Below are 14906 nucleotides of genomic sequence, written 5' to 3' on the forward strand. Positions count from 1 at the left end.
GATGACAGCAGGCCGCGCATACGATGCCTGCGGGAACACAGAACATATCTGGCAAACCAGATGGGAGGCACTGTGAGTGCAAATCAGGACGACGCAGACCTGCTTGAGGTTCGTGGCCTTTTCAAGACGTTCGGCACGCTGACAGCGTGCGACCATATCGATCTCAACGTCGCAAAAGGCGAAATCCACGCATTGCTCGGCGAGAACGGCGCCGGCAAGTCGACGCTCGTCAAAATGCTGTTCGGAACATTGGAGCCCAATTCGGGCGAGATTTTCTGGAACGGTCAGGCGGTCACGATCAGCAATCCCGGCTTCGCGAAGAAGCTCGGCATCGGCATGGTGTTCCAGCATTTTTCGTTGTTCGAGGCACTGACGGCGGCCGAGAACATCGCGCTGTCGCTGGATGACGGTTCGCCGATCAGCACGATCGCCGCGAAGGCGAGGGCGCTTTCCTACAGCTACGGCCTGCCGCTCGACCCGCAATCGCTGGTCGGCGACCTGTCGGTCGGTGAGCGCCAGCGTATAGAGATTATCCGTTGTCTTCTGCAGACGCCGCAGCTCATCATTCTCGACGAGCCGACTTCGGTGCTGACGCCGCAGGAAGCCGACAAGCTGTTCGAGACGCTCGAACGGTTGCGCTCGGAAGGAAAGTCCATCCTCTACATTTCGCACCGGCTGGAAGAGGTCAAGCGCATCTGCGACCGCGCCACCGTGCTGCGCCACGGCAAGGTGGTTGGCCATTGCAACCCGCGCAAGGAAACCGCGGCATCGCTGGCACGCATGATGGTCGGCAACGACGTTCAGGCCGTGGTGCGCGCGCCGGTTCAGGGTATTGAGACCGCGCAGTCGCTGCTTGAAATCCGCGCACTCAGCCGCAGGCCGGCAACGCCGTTCTCGATCCCGCTCAGGAATATCAACCTGACGGTACGCGCCGGCGAAGTGATCGGCATTGCAGGCGTTGCCGGCAACGGCCAGGGCGAGTTCTTCGAATCCGTTTCCGGCGAGGTCCCGCAGCAGGATGCCGCCTCGGTGCGCATCCGCGGCAAGGATGCCGGCGGCCTCAGCATCACCGGCAGGCGGCTGATGGGCGCTGCCTTCGTGCCGGAAGAGCGGCTCGGCCACGGTGCAGCACCCCGCATGAAGCTTTCGGAAAACCTGCTGCTGTCGCGCCATGCCACCGACGGCAAGGTGTTTGTCGGCGCCGGCGGAATGGTCAAAAGCGATGCGATCTATGCCGCTGCCCAGCGCATCATCAACACGATGGATGTGCGCAAGAGCGCCCTGGATCCGGAGGCGGCAGCGCTTTCAGGCGGCAATCTGCAGAAATTCATTGTCGGCCGCGAACTCGACCGCAGGCCAAGCGTCATGGTCGTCAATCAGCCGACATGGGGCGTCGACGCCGGTGCCGCCGCCCACATTCGCCAGACGCTGATCGAATTGGCGCGCAGCGGCTCGGCAGTGCTGGTCATCAGTCAGGACCTCGACGAACTGTTCGAGATATCCGACGCGATCGCGGTGATGCACAATGGCGAATTGTCGAAGCCTTTGCCGATCGCTGAGGCCACGTTCGAAAAGATAGGACTGCTGATGGGCGGGGCCGAGCCAGGCCACGCCGAACACGCTCTGGAGACGTCATGATGCGCCTCGAACTCGTCAAACGGCCGCAGCGCTCTATGCTGTTCTCGGCGCTGTCGCCCTTCATTGCATTCGTGTTGACGATCATCGCCGGCGCCATCCTGTTCGCACTGCTTGGCGTCAATCCTTTGAAGGCGTTCCAAATTTACTTCCTCGAGCCGGTCAGTCAGGTCTGGCAGCTGCATGAGCTGGCGATCAAGGCGGCACCGCTCATCCTGATCGGGGTCGGCCTGTCGGTTTGCTACAGGGCCAACATCTGGAACATCGGCGCGGAAGGCCAATTCATCCTGGGCGGCATCGTCGGCTCGAGCATTCCGGTGCTGTTTCCCCAGTTTGAAGGCCCGCTGGTGCTGCCGCTGATGCTGCTGTTCGGCATGGTCGGCGGTGCCGCCTACGCCGCCATTCCCGCCTTGCTCAAGACGCGCTTCAACACCAACGAGATCCTGACCAGCCTAATGCTGGTCTATGTCGCGCAGCTGTTCCTCGACTGGCTGGTGCGTGGGCCGTGGCGCGATCCGAAGGGTTTCAATTTCCCGCAGACGATACAGTTCAACGACTCGGCCATATTGCCGGAACTGATGCCGGCCTCCGGCCGTGCCAATTGGGGTTTCGTGTTCGCGCTGGTCGCGGCGGTGCTGGTCTGGATCTTGATGAGCCGCATGCTGAAAGGCTTTGAGGTTCGCGTGCTCGGCTCAAGCCCCAGGGCAGGGCGCTTCGCCGGCTTCGGTATCAACCGGATGGTGTTCTTCGCCTTCATGCTTTCGGGTGCACTGGCCGGGCTTGCCGGCATCTCGGAAGTCTCCGGAGCCATCGGCCAGCTGCAACCGGTGATCTCGCCCGGCTACGGCTTTGCCGCCATCATCGTGGCGTTCCTCGGCCGGCTCAATCCGCTCGGCATCGTCGCTGCTGGCCTGGTGCTGGCACTGACCTATCTCGGCGGCGAGGCGGTGCAAAGCGCGCTGGGCATCTCCGACAAGGTGGCGCGCGTGTTCCAGGGCATGCTCCTGTTCTTCGTGCTCGGCTGCGACACGCTCATTCACTACCGCATTCGCTTGATCGGTTTTGCCGCGCCGAAGCTTGAATCCGCGCCGAAGCTGGAGGAGGCCCGCTGATGGACATCACCGTCAACATTCTTTTGACCATCGCAACCGCGGCGACGCCGTTGCTGATCGCGGCGATCGGCGAGTTGGTGGTCGAACGTTCCGGCGTGCTCAATCTCGGTGTCGAAGGCATGATGATCATGGGGGCGGTCGGCGGTTTCGGCGCCGGCTATCTCACCGGATCGCCGTGGATCGGGTTGTTGACGGCGATCGCCTTGGGTGCGGTGTTTTCGCTGCTGTTCGCTGTCATGACGTTGTCGCTGGCCACAAACCAGGTGGCGACCGGCCTGTCGCTGACATTGCTCGGCCTGGGGCTTTCCGGCATGATGGGCACCAGCTTTGTCGGCCAGCCCGGCGCGAGGCTGCCAAACCTCGACATTCCCGGCCTGACAGCGATCCCCGTCATCGGCAGGTTGTTGTTCGGCCAGGACCCGATCTTCTACATCTCGATTGCATTGACCGCCGCCGTCATGTGGTTCCTGTTCAAGACCCGCACCGGGCTCACGCTGCGCTCGATCGGCGACAGCCACACATCGGCCCATGCCCTTGGCATCCAGGTGATCCGCTACCGCTATCTGGCGGTGATCTTCGGCGGCGCCTGTGCAGGCCTTGCCGGGGGCCACCTGTCGCTGGTCTATACGCCGCAATGGGTGGAGAACATGACCGCCGGGCGCGGCTGGATCGCACTGGCGCTGGTCGTGTTCGCATCATGGCGGCCATGGCGGGTGCTGGCTGGCGCCTATATCTTCGGCGCGGTATGGATCGGCCAACTTCATGCACAGGCTTTTGGCATTCCGGTCCCCTCGCAACTGCTTTCTTCGTTGCCCTATCTGGCAACCATCATGGTTCTCGTTCTAATCTCGCGCAACAAGCGTTTGACGATGATGAACACACCGGCTTCCTTGGGGCAGCCATTCGTTCCAGATCGTTGACAATAAAAGACAAACGGGAAGCTCCAAGGCTTAACTCAGAGAGGTAACACGATGAAAAAACTGCTTATTGCGCTGATGGCCGCGGCGGCAGCATTGTCGCTGGCAGCGACCGCCGAAGCGCAGGAAAAACTGAAAGCCTGTTGGGTCTATACCGGCCCGATCGGCGATTTCGGCTATTCGTACCAGCATGACCAGGGCCGCCTGGACGTAGAGAAGGCACTCGGCGACAAGGTCGAGACCGCATATCTGGAGAACGTCTCCGAGGGTCCCGATGCCGATCGTGCCTTCGAGCGCCTGGCGCGCGAAGGATGCAAGATCATTTTCGGCACGTCCTTCGGCTTCATGGACCCCGAAGTAAAGGTCGCCAAGAAGTTCCCCGACGTGATGTTCGAGCACGCGACCGGCTACAAGACGGCCGAAAACCTCGGCATCTACAACGCACGTTTCTACGAAGGCCGCTACATCCTCGGCCAGATCGCCGCCAAGCAATCGAAGTCGGGCGTCGCGGGCTACATCGTTTCGTTCCCGATTCCCGAGGTGGTGATGGGCATTAATTCCTTCATGCTCGGTGCCCAGTCAATCAAGCCAGATTTCAAGGCGAAAATCGTCTGGGTAAATTCATGGTTCGATCCGGGCAAGGAAGCCGATGCCGCCAAGGCTCTGTTCGACCAGGGCGCCGACATCATCGTCCAGCACACCGACTCGACCGCTCCCCTGCAAGTCGCCGAAGAGCGCGGCCTACAGGGCTTCGGCCAGTCTTCGGACATGATCAAGTTCGCTCCCAAGGCACAGTTGACCTCGATCGTCGACGATTGGGGGCCGTATTATATCGGCCGGGTGAAGGCTGCACTCGACGGCACCTGGAAGCCCGGCAATGTCTGGCTGGGCATCAAGGACGGCGCCGTTAAGATGGCCCCTTACACCAACATGCCCGACGACGTGAAGGCGATGGCGGAAGCCACCGAGAAGAAGATTATCGACGGATGGAATCCTTTCAGCGGGCCGATTGCCAAGCAGGACGGAACGCCGTGGCTGAAGGACGGCGAAGTCGCCGATGACGCCACGCTGCTCGGCATGAACTTCTACGTCAAGGGCGTCGACGACAAGCTGCCGCAGTAAGCGCAAGCCTTGGCTCGGCCGGCTTTCGCCGGAACAGGAGAGGGCGCCTTTGGGCGCCCTCTTTTCATCTGCAGAGCTTCGAAGGTTTACCTGCCCGGCTTGCGAATCCCACTCACGAAAGTTCAGCGGGCGACTATCGTGTGAACGCCCGTAGGCAGCCTGATACGATCCGATGTGGGAGCGAGCGCCGGGCGCCCATCCGTAGTGATCTGCCATATCTCGACGGCGCCGCCAAGCGGCGCTTCCTCATTGCGGTAACGGTTCACGCCAACGAAGAGCTTTTGTCCCGTGCGATCAAAAGCGAGTCCTTGCGGCAGCACGCCTGCGAGCGGCCATTCGCCGTGCGGCGATAGCCGTCCTGTTTCAGAGTCCAGCTGATAGAGGCTGAGCGACGCGTGCTCCGTCCAGTCGCGCGAGCCATCTGGCTTACCGGTGCCGCGAAGATTGGACGTGACAAGAAAGCGGCCGTCGGGGCTGAAGGCGATCGTCTCGGCGCCCCAGCCACCAAGCGCGATGTGAGGCACGGTGTGCCTTGCTGCGTCGCCCGTCGTCCCGACATCGGCAAGCCGGACTGTGGTGAGGATGCCCTCCTGAACGCCATAGAAACCAGCCGTATCGATTCCCCATTGAACATCGGAGGTGATGTAGTAGCGGCCGTCCGGCGAAAAGCGGCCAACAAACGGGAACTTGTTCGTCTGGATGCGATTGCCCCAGGGACGAATAGCAGAAACTGCTCCGTCCTCTCCGCGCAGCACCTCGTAGAAGGCAACCTGACCACGGTCGACGAGATTGACCCCGACATACCGGCCGCTTGGATGCCACTGCACCCAGGTCGCTTTCAATGGAATGAAACCCGTTGACGGCTCAAGACCGAGACCGAAGCTGGATGCTTGGCCGAACCGACCCTCTCTGACCGGAACGAAAGTGAGTTCGTGTTCGGCGTCGGCAGTAATTGCGGCGATGAGATCGCCAGCAGGATTGAGATGGATCGCCTGCGGCTGGATTCCGATCCTCACGCTGTCGACCACCGCCGAGTGGCCGCCATCGAACTGGAGCGATCGGATCGTGTCGCCTTGCTGCAACTCGTCGAGGCGGGTCGCCCGTTCGGAGCGTTGACGGAAGGTTTCGGCGACGAAAACGAACTGGCCATCCAGGGAGACGTCTAGTGCTCCGGGCGGCCCATAGGTCGAATTCGAAACCTCCGTCATCGCAACAGGGCGAGACCGCTCTGTCGGCGAGGTGATGATGGACAGCGTATCCCGATTGTGAGGATCTGGAGGCCCGAGCTCGCCCGTCTCGTAGACGGTCGGCACCATATCGACATCCGACAACGCAAAGACGATCCCTCCGCGACTTTCGGCCGGCTGAGCGCTTGAGAGGTCCGGCATCAGGAATAGAAGAATAGCAGCGAGAGAACAGCGTCGCATGGATGTCTCCATATCGATTGAAGGCGCCTATTTTCGGGGTTCGCTTTCAGTCGTCAAATCGATATTTGACATCTCAATATTCCACTCAGTAATAAGAGTTCGGAGGTCCAGCATGAATCTGGCTTCGATCGATCTGAACCTGCTTGTCGCCTTCGACGCTCTGCTCAGTGAAGGCAGCGTGAGCGCGGCGGCAGCCCGTATCGGGCTCAGCCAGCCAGCGATGAGCAAGCGCCTCGCCCATCTGCGTCGGCTCTTCGCCGATGATCTCTTCGTCCGTCATGCCGATGGCGTGCGGCCGACCGAAAAGGCGCTCGACCTCGCCGATCCGATCCGGGCCGCGCTACGGCAGATCCAGGATGCGCTGGGAGGATTCGGCCAGTTCTCGCCGGAGCGATCGGGTCGCATCTTCAGGATCGCGACCACCGATCACATCGCGGCGACTTTAATGCCCAGACTGATGCCGATGCTCCGTTCAGCGGCGCCGAGAATTTCGATCGTCCTGCGCAGCCTACACCGACAGGAAATCGTCGATTGTCTCGAGAAGGGCTCGATAGACCTTGCGATCACTATCCTGCCCGATGCGCCGACAACGATCAAACGTGCATCACTCTTCCACGTGAACTGGCTATCGATCGTCTCGGCAGAGCATCCTGAGATCCGCGACGCGATGACGCTCGAACTCTTTCTGAAGTATCCGCACTTGCTGGTCACTCATGTCGGCGATCTGAAGGGCTACATTGATCGCCTTCTGGACGACCGCGGCCTGAAACGGACCGTCGCAATGAGCCTGCCTTATGCGCTCGCCGTGCCGGCGATCATCGCCCAGACGGACATGATCTGCACCTTGTCGGCAAACGTGATCCGGCTGACGAATTGGCCGCGCGTGCGCTCTTTTCCGCTGCCCTTCGACTACTTCGGTTATCAGGAAACTCTGCTATGGCATCGGAGGAACGACAGCGACTCTGGTCACGCGTGGCTCAGGCGGATGCTTATCCGTGCAAGCGAAACAGTCACGTCCTAGAGCGCTTTGCGTTTTGGTCGAACCAAAACCGCGCTCTAACTCTCTATTTTAAAGCATTTTGTCGGACGCCAAACGAAGACGTTTGGCTGCAAAATGCTCTAGCAGAAAGGGTCTTCGCCCGCCGGCGATCAGACCGCCGAACCGTAGAGATCGTAGGCGTCGGCGCGGTCGATCTTGACGGTGACGATGTCGCCGGCGCGCAACGGGCGGCGCGACTGGATATGCACCGAGCCGTCGATTTCGGGCGCGTCGTATTTGGTCCGGCCCTTCGCCGAGGTGCCATGCGCCTCGTCGATCAGGACAGGCAGGCGTTTGCCGACTTTCCTGGCGAGCTGCGTCGCCGAGATCTTCTGCTGGCGCTGCATGAAGCGGTGCCAACGCGCTTCCTTGATCTCCCGCGGTATCTGTTCGAGGCCGAGATCATTGGAGCGGGCGCCCCTGACAGGCTCGTATTTGAAACAGCCGGCGCGATCGATCTTCGCTTCGTCCAGCCAGTCGAGCAGCATTTCGAAATCGTCGTCGGTCTCGCCGGGGAAGCCGACGATGAAGGTGGAGCGGATCGCCAGATCCGGACAGATTTCGCGCCAGCCGCGAATGCGGTCGAGCGTCTTTTCGCCATGAGCCGGCCGGCGCATGTTCTTCAGCACCTGCGGCGAGGCGTGCTGGAACGGGATGTCCAGATAGGGAAGGATTTTTCCTTCGGCCATCAGCGGGATGACATCGGCGACGTGCGGGTAGGGGTAGACATAGTGCATGCGTACCCAAACGCCGAGCTTGCCGAGTTCCTCCGACAGATCGAGGAATTTCGCCCGCACTTCGCGATCGCCGAACATGCTCGTCTGGTATTTGATGTCGATGCCGTAGGCGCTGGTGTCCTGCGAAATGACCAGTATCTCCTTAACGCCGGCCTTGGCCAATTTCTCGGCTTCGCGCAAAACGTCGGCCGCCGGTCGCGAGACGAGGTCCCCGCGCAGCGCCGGAATGATGCAGAAGGTGCAGCGGTTGTTGCAGCCTTCCGAAATCTTGAGATAGGCATAGTGGCGCGGCGTGAGCTTGACGCCTTGCGGCGGCAAAAGGTCGATGTAGGGATCGTGGCTCGGGGGTGCTGCCTCATGCACTGCAGCCATCACGCTCTCGTAGGCCTGCGGACCGGTGATGGCGAGAACGTTGGGGTGTTTCTCGCGGATTACGTCAGGTTCGGCGCCTAGACAGCCGGTGACGATGACCCTGCCGTTCTCAGAAAGGGCGGAGCCGATGGCATTGAGCGATTCATCACGAGCCGAATCGAGAAAGCCGCAGGTGTTGACGACGACCAGATCGGCGCCGTCATGTTTGCGCGCGATCTCGTAGCCTTCGGCGCGCAGGCGCGTGATGATGCGCTCCGAGTCCACGAGGGCTTTCGGGCATCCAAGGCTTACGAAACTGACGCGAGGGGCAGACATGTGCGGTTTCCAATGGACGCGGGCCGGAAACCCTGAGGCCCGGCCCGGAAGTCTCGATACATGTTGATCTTTAGAACTTCGCAAAAGCTCAATTTGCGCGGCGCAATAGCATAGTTCCGCAATCAAGCAAACCGGGGAATGGCTTGGCGCCGCTCGGCGGGCCTGAGCTGCTAAAGGGTCAGGTTCAATGACCGCCCGGTCCGAACCACGGCGCCAGGAACGCAAACTGTTCGGGGAACTGCTGCACGGCACCATCCAGAAGCATCTTCACGGCGACGTAGAGAATGATCACGAGGCCGATATAGGCAATCCAGCGGTACTTATGCAGGAGGCGTGCGACAAACGAAGCGGCGAAGCCCATCAGCGCAATCGACAGCGCCAAGCCGATGATCAGGACCGTCGGATGGTCCATTGCCGCGCCTGCGACTGCAAGGACGTTATCGAGAGACATCGAAACGTCGGCAATGACGATCTGCCAGGCTGCCTGAGCGAAGGTCTTGCGCGGCCCTTTGCCGCCGATCGTCCCGCTCTTGTCGTAATCGACATTCGACAACGATTCCGTCGCGTCATGTTCCTGCTCGTGGCTGACACGGAGTTCGCGCCACATCTTCCAGCACACCCAAAGCAGCAGCAGGCCGCCGGCTATAAGAAGAATGGGGCCGATTGTAAGGAGCCACTGGGTGATTAGTGCGAAGAAGATGCGGAGCACGGTGGCCGCCGCAATGCCGACGAGAATCGCCTTCTTGCGCTGGTCCGACGGCAGGCCTGCCGCGGCAAGGCCGATGACGATGGCATTGTCGCCGGCAAGCACAAGGTCGATGGCGATGACCTGGAGCAGAGCCGCGAGGCCAGCGGCGGTAAAAATTTCCATCAGCCGGAATTTCCTTGCTTGGTCGCCAATCGTTCGCGTGGGGTGCCCGAACGCCTAACGTGTATGGTTCCCGCGCGTCAAGAGAGGGCTTGAGAACAAGGCCGGCAACCGCCTGAGCTGCCGTGATCAAGATGACCCCGAAACCAGAACGCAAATGGCGCCCCTGCAAGGAAAATCTGTCGAAACTGCTCATGCCAAGCAGCCCTCTGCAGGCATCGGGATAGTAAAAAATGATGTCATGCGGCAATCGGTGCGAAATCGTCGGCTGGATGGCGCGAGCCGCGCATGCGCCAAGGTCGCGACTCCGCTCACGACCGCTCTACGATTGGTGGAATCCTCGACACTTGCCCAGTTCCGCCTGGCGTCGCAACCATGCGATGCAGGGTTTGATCGAGAACGACAGCACCGGTTGAAGCACGCCGCCACCGCGATAGATTTCGGGGACCGAAGAGTACGATGCCTTAGAAAGTGTTCCTCACAGGAGAGGCTCGTGACGTCTGACGACAACAGACCCGTCCTTTCCGGGGCGATCGGGGAGTACCGCGAGTTCGATCCTCCGGCCGCACTCGAAAGGCATTTCCTGTGTGTCTGGTCCAATACATTGCGCCCGGACGCGGGGAGCTTATCGGCCGTGGTCCCCGACGGTTGCGTCGACATCACCTGGATCGACGGCGATCTGGTCGTAGCGGGCCCCGACGTGGCCGTTGCCCTCTCTACGCTGACACCCGGCTCTACTGTGATCGGCACCCGCTTCCGACCGGGTGCGGCAAGCCGGTGGCTCGGGCTGCCGATGTCGGAGATCGTCGGCGGCCGGATAGGGCTCAGCCAGTTCTGGGGGGCGCTGGCGCGCGAAATCGCCCAGAGAATTGGCGATGCATCCTCCACGGCGGAGCGGATGCGGGCGATGCAAGCGGCGCTCTCCAGGCTTGCGCCCGATGTCAAGCCGCCGCCTCCGGACATGGGATTTGCTTTCAACGCGCTGAAAACGGAATCCGCCGGTCCGGGCATGGCGGTGATCCTCGATCGGCTCGACGTCAGCCCGCGAACACTTCGCCGCCGCTGCCAGGAGGCTTTCGGCTATGGTCCGAAGACGCTCGACCGCATTCTCCGCTTCCAGCGGTTTTTGAACCTGGCGCGGCAGTCCGCCGAGCCGCGCCTTGTCGATCTTGCGTTCGAGGCGGGCTATTCGGACCAGGCGCATCTCACGCGCGAGGTGCGGCGCCTGTCGGGGTTCTCGCCCGCGACGGTTCTGCGACAGCTCGGCGCCTGAACTGGCCGTTTCGTTCAATACGCCACCGCCAACTCCCCCTAGTCTGCCTTCGTTGAAAGGAGGCAGATATGACGATCTACAAATCCCGCATCATCACCAGTCCATCGACCGGGACTGGCGCGAAGTCTACGACTTCGCCTCCACCCCGGAGAATTTCCAGCGCTGGGCGGCAGGCCTCGGCCGGCGCTTCGAAAGATCGGGCGAGGAATGGACCGCGGAGGACCCCGACGGCCGGCCCATCCGCATCCGTTTCTCCCGGCCCAATGAATTCGGTGTCCTCGATCACATCGTCTTTGCCGATGGCAAGGAAACCCGCAATGCAGTGCGCGTGGTTCCCAACGGAACCGGCGCGGAGGTCATGTTCGTGCTCCTGAGGATGCCGGACATGACGGAGGAGATCTTCGCTGCCGACGCCGCGGCGGTAGAGCGCGACCTCAACACCCTTAAGGCAATGCTCGAACGCTGAGCTTCCCAAGATCAGGAAAGGAGAAGATCATGGCCAAATCCAGCAACGACAAGCGCATCGACTATGTCGAGTTTTCCGTCGGTGACATCGCGCGCTCGCGCGACTTCTATGGCAAGGCCTTCGGCTGGTCCTTTAACGACTACGGGCCGAGCTATTGCGAGTTCAACGACGGCCGCCTGACCGGCGGCTTCGCCCTCGGTGGCCAGAGCAAGGCGGCAGGCGGGCCGCTGGTGATCCTCTATGCCGACGACCTTGACGAGACCCAGCGCCACGTCGAGGAGGCCGGTGGGAAGATTGTCAAGCCCGCCTATTCCTTCCCCGGCGGCCGCCGCTTTCACTTTTCCGACCCGGACGGCTACGAGCTGGCCGTGTGGTCGGGCAAGTGAGAAAGCGGAAGCGGGCGCCGAGCCGAGCCCGGCGCCTCTTCGAATGGTTTTGGGCGGGCCGTCGGGGCTTAATGCCGCTCTTGGCGCCAAGAGCGGATAGTGAATACTGACTGGGCGAGCTACCAAGGATTCGACTGCGCGGCTGGTATGAACCACCTTAGAGAGGCCAGCGCTGCTGTTGTAAAAATTATTGTCCGATGGCGTAGCTCGCATCGTATAAGGCTGGCCTGAGGACCATCGCATACCGCACGAAGCATGACGGAACGAACACGAACGACAGTACGGCAAAGGCTGTATGCTTTTTTGATTGCAGGCCTGGGCGGGCTGGCCGCATCGGCAATCTCGTTTTCGATGACGCTCTACGAAGCTGCCCATCCGCCAGAGGTGCCCGTCGTGCAGGCAGGCCAGCAGATCGATACCGGTCGCTGGTTCGTAACCTTGCGAACGGCACGTGTCGGAACAGTGCCGCCGACAGGCGTTCCTCCGTCGCAGCCGGTGCAGCTTCTGATGGTGGATCTGGACGTGGTGAACCGTTCCGCCACTCCAAACAACGTGCTCTATCGCACCGTGACGCTCAGCGCGCCGGCGCAAAAGCTGCCGATGCCAACGGTTTATCTCGATCGCGACAAGTATCTGGCGGGATATTTCAATCCCAACATGCCGGAACGCCTGACCATGGCCTGGGAGTGGCCGGCCGATGTGCCCGTGCCGGACAAGGTGACGATCACCGTTACCGGCCAAATCTACAAGCTGCGCGACAATCTCTACGGCGCAAGCGGGTGGTACGACCGAGATCCCGTTGCGACGGTCGATCTGCCGGTGGAAAAGGCGCTATGATGCGCATGGTGCGTTCGGTGCTTGCGCTGCTGTTCGCTGCCGCCGTGCTCTACGGCATGCAGCATACGCGTCCGCTCTACAGCGACATTACATCGCCGATAGTCTCTTCGGGCGGCATGAACAAGCGTGTCCAGGCTGGCGCGTTCGCGCTTTCGCTGGACAGCGCCAGGGTCGCGCGTATCCTCAACGTCGAGACCTTCGGGAAGTCAAAGACCTACACGAGTTCCGGCGTATGGGTTGTGGTCGAAGGCGAGGCGGAGGCGAAATTCGAGACCTTGCGTCTCACATCGGGTGAGTGGCTGAGCGGCAGCGGCATCCGTTATGTCCTCACCGACCGGCTGCCGGCGACGATCGAAATGATGCCGGGCGATGCCTATCAGCCCGGCCTGCCACGCCGCGTCCTTCTGGTGTTCGAAGTGCCGGAAGAAGCCGTCGCCGGCGGGACCGTAGTGGTCGCACGCACAAAATTGCTGCCGCTCGACGATGAGATCCGCATCACCACGGATGTTTCCGGCAAAGACATCGAGCCCGCAATTACTATCCGCCGCAACGAAGAAAGGCCGCCATGGACAGTTCTCCCGCAAAGGTGATGTCAACGCGGCGAGGTTATCGGCTGAGCATGACGGCGCTGGTGGTTGCGCTGCCTGCCGCGCTAGTCGTGCAGACGTGGGGAAGCATCAAGGACTGGCGCTCCCAATTTTTGCGCCAGCCGCTATCTGCGACCTTGGGGCAACCGATCGACTATGCCGGCGCAAGCTGGACCGTGACGCGCATCACCAGACTGGCAGGCAGTGAGGGAAACGCCGTCGTCCTCGCCGAATTCGAAGCTCTCGCAGCTGACCCGAAGGCGCTCGGCGCCGTTCCATGCAAGGTGCGGCTTTCCGACGGAAGCGGTCGCGAATGGCAGCCAACCCTATTTGCCGATCCGATGGTCAGGAAGCAATATCCGGAGGCCCAGCAACGGTCCCTGTGTGGCGGCATGGCGTTCGCGGCGGCCGAGCCCGGCAAGCCGGCACGGATGGCTGCCAGCTTTTCGATTCCGCCTGCGGCGAGCAGCCTCACGCTATCGATTGGCCTCTACTCGGCGCTACCGAATCATCTCAGCGTCAGCGAGCCGCGGACCTGACGCCACGTGCTTCGCCAGCCATGACGACTGCAGTCTCGAGCACGGTTGCAAGCAGCGCGACTCGGACTGCGTCGAGCAGGATTCCTCCGTCGAGTTCGCTTGGGCTGCCGATGAACAGGCTGATGGTGTCGGCGAAGATCTGCCAAGTTGCGAGATCATGCGCTCCGATCAGTCTTGTCAGGCCATACCACATCCAGGCGCCGATCCAGGAGATGGCCCGATAGGCGATGACGAAGGTGACAAGCGTCGCAAGGCCGGCACTGAGCGTCAGCTTGAGACAAGTCCAGACCGGCGAATAGCGGCTGCGGTAGCCGCCAACGAAGTGCGTCGCGAAATCCTTCAGCCAATTTTGCCATGAGGCCGTGCGCGATAGCGCAGGACCGGGAGCGGCCGGCGCGGAAAGCTCATAGCCGTTGATGATCGCCGCCATCACCAGCCAGACAATCGGCAGCAACGCGAAAAAGAAAAGATTCTGAAGCTGCTCTCCGAAGGGAAGCGGCCGGAATTCCACCGGAACGAACTGGCCGGCGGCAGCCGCCGAAGTTACCGGCGCAAACAAATCGAGGCTGAGCTGCAGCGCCGCGCCTGCGCCAAGCCAGCGGATGAACTGGTCTTTCCATACGCCGAGCGCGTAGAGACCGATGAAGACCCAAGCTGCGTCCGTCGCCACGATCAGCAGCCGCCAGTAGGGGTGAGAGGCGCGCGCATTCAGTCGCTTGGCGGCAAAACGCACCAGCCAGCAAATGACGATCGACAGTACCACGCCGCTTGACTGAAGAATGGCGAAGATGTCGACGCTCTTGCCGAGTTCGGCTTGGGCCAGCGCCATGCGCGAATATTCGCGAACCGTATCGCCAAGAAAGCCCCAGGCGGCGTAATAGGCGAAGAAAGGCAGGATCGCAGCGGCGGTAATCGCCAGGATCGGCTCGCGTTTTGTTTCGTCCGCTCCCTTTTTTGCTTGTTTCCTCAGTGCCGCCACCGCCGGCATATGCGGCCGGAGCACCACGAACATCATGACCAGCACCGTCAGCTTGGCGAGAATCACCAGCGACAGCATGACCATTCCGCCCAGCGGGAATTGGAGGCCGATTGTCACGGCGCCCTGTAGCAGCAGATCATGAGCGATCACACCGAGGCAGCCGACCAGCAATAGCTGCGGCCAGCACTGGACAAGCAACCGCGTGGTTACTGCAAGAGGCCGGTATATGTCGTCAATCGTCGTGGTCATCGCCTCGGGTGACTTTTGTGCTCCGGTCCGGACTTAAGATGTTGTT

15 protein-coding genes are annotated in these 14906 nt (G+C 61.4%); 11 read left to right on the forward strand and 4 right to left on the reverse strand.

Going from position 1 to position 14906, the window contains the following annotated elements:
• Positions 1–60 precede the first annotated feature (60 nt).
• Genes A9K68_RS18880 through A9K68_RS18895 form a run of 4 tightly spaced genes read left to right on the forward strand, consistent with a single transcriptional unit; the run spans position 61 to position 4786 of the window.
• Positions 61–1638 (forward strand): ABC transporter ATP-binding protein, encoded by a 1578-nt coding sequence (locus A9K68_RS18880; RefSeq protein WP_065010036.1) that lies wholly within the window; start codon positions 61–63, stop codon positions 1636–1638.
• Complete coding sequence (locus A9K68_RS18885; protein WP_065010037.1) at positions 1635–2747, forward strand: ABC transporter permease; 1113 nt, start codon at positions 1635–1637, stop codon at positions 2745–2747. Before A9K68_RS18880 ends, A9K68_RS18885 begins: the two co-directional genes overlap by 4 nt.
• The gene (locus tag A9K68_RS18890; protein ID WP_065010038.1) at positions 2747–3667 is read left to right on the forward strand and encodes an ABC transporter permease; all 921 of its coding nucleotides are present in this window, start codon (positions 2747–2749) and stop codon (positions 3665–3667) included. Before A9K68_RS18885 ends, A9K68_RS18890 begins: the two co-directional genes overlap by 1 nt.
• A gap of 51 nt (positions 3668–3718) precedes the next feature.
• The gene (locus A9K68_RS18895; RefSeq protein WP_065010039.1) at positions 3719–4786 is read left to right on the forward strand and encodes a BMP family ABC transporter substrate-binding protein; all 1068 of its coding nucleotides are present in this window, start codon (positions 3719–3721) and stop codon (positions 4784–4786) included.
• A 122-nt stretch (positions 4787–4908) separates the two neighbouring features.
• Here A9K68_RS18895 and A9K68_RS18900 read toward each other — a convergent pair whose 3' ends face one another.
• Positions 4909–6213, reverse strand: coding sequence for a beta-propeller fold lactonase family protein (locus tag A9K68_RS18900; protein ID WP_163603049.1), 1305 nt, complete (start codon positions 6211–6213; stop codon positions 4909–4911).
• A gap of 178 nt (positions 6214–6391) precedes the next feature.
• Between A9K68_RS18900 and A9K68_RS18905 the strand changes: the two genes are divergently transcribed.
• The gene (locus A9K68_RS18905) at positions 6392–7234 is read left to right on the forward strand and encodes a LysR family transcriptional regulator (protein ID WP_246811187.1); all 843 of its coding nucleotides are present in this window, start codon (positions 6392–6394) and stop codon (positions 7232–7234) included.
• Positions 7235–7362: 128 nt separating this feature from the next.
• Here A9K68_RS18905 and rimO read toward each other — a convergent pair whose 3' ends face one another.
• Together rimO and A9K68_RS18915 are read right to left on the reverse strand one after the other, a co-directional pair.
• The gene (gene rimO, locus A9K68_RS18910; RefSeq protein WP_065010042.1) at positions 7363–8676 is read right to left on the reverse strand and encodes a 30S ribosomal protein S12 methylthiotransferase RimO; all 1314 of its coding nucleotides are present in this window, start codon (positions 8674–8676) and stop codon (positions 7363–7365) included.
• A gap of 184 nt (positions 8677–8860) precedes the next feature.
• Positions 8861–9547, reverse strand: coding sequence for a TerC family protein (locus A9K68_RS18915; RefSeq protein WP_065010043.1), 687 nt, complete (start codon positions 9545–9547; stop codon positions 8861–8863).
• 490 nt (positions 9548–10037) lie between these two features.
• Between A9K68_RS18915 and A9K68_RS18920 the strand changes: the two genes are divergently transcribed.
• The 6 genes from A9K68_RS18920 to A9K68_RS18945 all read left to right on the forward strand — a co-directional run bounded on the left by A9K68_RS18920 (position 10038) and on the right by A9K68_RS18945 (position 13632).
• On the forward strand, positions 10038–10817 hold the full coding sequence (locus A9K68_RS18920) for a helix-turn-helix domain-containing protein (RefSeq protein ID WP_065010044.1): 780 nt from the start codon (positions 10038–10040) through the stop codon (positions 10815–10817).
• A 52-nt stretch (positions 10818–10869) separates the two neighbouring features.
• The gene (locus A9K68_RS18925) at positions 10870–11283 is read left to right on the forward strand and encodes an SRPBCC family protein (RefSeq protein ID WP_246811188.1); all 414 of its coding nucleotides are present in this window, start codon (positions 10870–10872) and stop codon (positions 11281–11283) included.
• A gap of 29 nt (positions 11284–11312) precedes the next feature.
• The gene (locus tag A9K68_RS18930; protein WP_065010045.1) at positions 11313–11669 is read left to right on the forward strand and encodes a VOC family protein; all 357 of its coding nucleotides are present in this window, start codon (positions 11313–11315) and stop codon (positions 11667–11669) included.
• 303 nt (positions 11670–11972) lie between these two features.
• Positions 11973–12506, forward strand: a complete 534-nt coding sequence (locus A9K68_RS18935) for a hypothetical protein (RefSeq protein WP_082982553.1) — start codon at positions 11973–11975, stop codon at positions 12504–12506.
• Positions 12503–13096, forward strand: a complete 594-nt coding sequence (locus A9K68_RS18940; protein WP_065010047.1) for a hypothetical protein — start codon at positions 12503–12505, stop codon at positions 13094–13096. The genes A9K68_RS18935 and A9K68_RS18940 overlap by 4 nt, the downstream gene beginning before the upstream one ends.
• Complete coding sequence (locus tag A9K68_RS18945; RefSeq protein ID WP_156768440.1) at positions 13072–13632, forward strand: hypothetical protein; 561 nt, start codon at positions 13072–13074, stop codon at positions 13630–13632. The genes A9K68_RS18940 and A9K68_RS18945 overlap by 25 nt, the downstream gene beginning before the upstream one ends.
• Here the strand turns inward: A9K68_RS18945 and A9K68_RS18950 are convergent.
• Positions 13613–14860 carry a hypothetical protein gene (locus A9K68_RS18950; protein ID WP_065010049.1) on the reverse strand — a complete coding sequence of 416 codons (1248 nt, stop codon included), beginning with the start codon at positions 14858–14860 and terminating at the stop codon, positions 13613–13615. The genes A9K68_RS18945 and A9K68_RS18950 overlap by 20 nt on opposite strands.
• Between the last annotated feature and the right edge of the window lie 46 nt (positions 14861–14906).

Source organism: Mesorhizobium sp. AA22 (genome assembly GCF_001672375.2).
Lineage (GTDB): Bacteria > Pseudomonadota > Alphaproteobacteria > Rhizobiales > Rhizobiaceae > Mesorhizobium > Mesorhizobium wenxiniae.

Coding starts and splice junctions, on each gene's coding strand:
- A9K68_RS18880 (WP_065010036.1), top strand. CDS start 61: ATGGGAGGCACTGTGAGTGCAAATCAGGACGACGCAGACCTGCTTGAG.
- A9K68_RS18885 (WP_065010037.1), top strand. CDS start 1,635: ATGATGCGCCTCGAACTCGTCAAACGGCCGCAGCGCTCTATGCTGTTC.
- A9K68_RS18890 (WP_065010038.1), top strand. CDS start 2,747: ATGGACATCACCGTCAACATTCTTTTGACCATCGCAACCGCGGCGACG.
- A9K68_RS18895 (WP_065010039.1), top strand. CDS start 3,719: ATGAAAAAACTGCTTATTGCGCTGATGGCCGCGGCGGCAGCATTGTCG.
- A9K68_RS18900 (WP_163603049.1), bottom strand. CDS start 6,213: ATGCGACGCTGTTCTCTCGCTGCTATTCTTCTATTCCTGATGCCGGAC.
- rimO (WP_065010042.1), bottom strand. CDS start 8,676: ATGTCTGCCCCTCGCGTCAGTTTCGTAAGCCTTGGATGCCCGAAAGCC.
- A9K68_RS18915 (WP_065010043.1), bottom strand. CDS start 9,547: ATGGAAATTTTTACCGCCGCTGGCCTCGCGGCTCTGCTCCAGGTCATC.
- A9K68_RS18930 (WP_065010045.1), top strand. CDS start 11,313: ATGGCCAAATCCAGCAACGACAAGCGCATCGACTATGTCGAGTTTTCC.
- A9K68_RS18940 (WP_065010047.1), top strand. CDS start 12,503: ATGATGCGCATGGTGCGTTCGGTGCTTGCGCTGCTGTTCGCTGCCGCC.
- A9K68_RS18945 (WP_156768440.1), top strand. CDS start 13,072: ATGGACAGTTCTCCCGCAAAGGTGATGTCAACGCGGCGAGGTTATCGG.
- A9K68_RS18950 (WP_065010049.1), bottom strand. CDS start 14,860: ATGACCACGACGATTGACGACATATACCGGCCTCTTGCAGTAACCACG.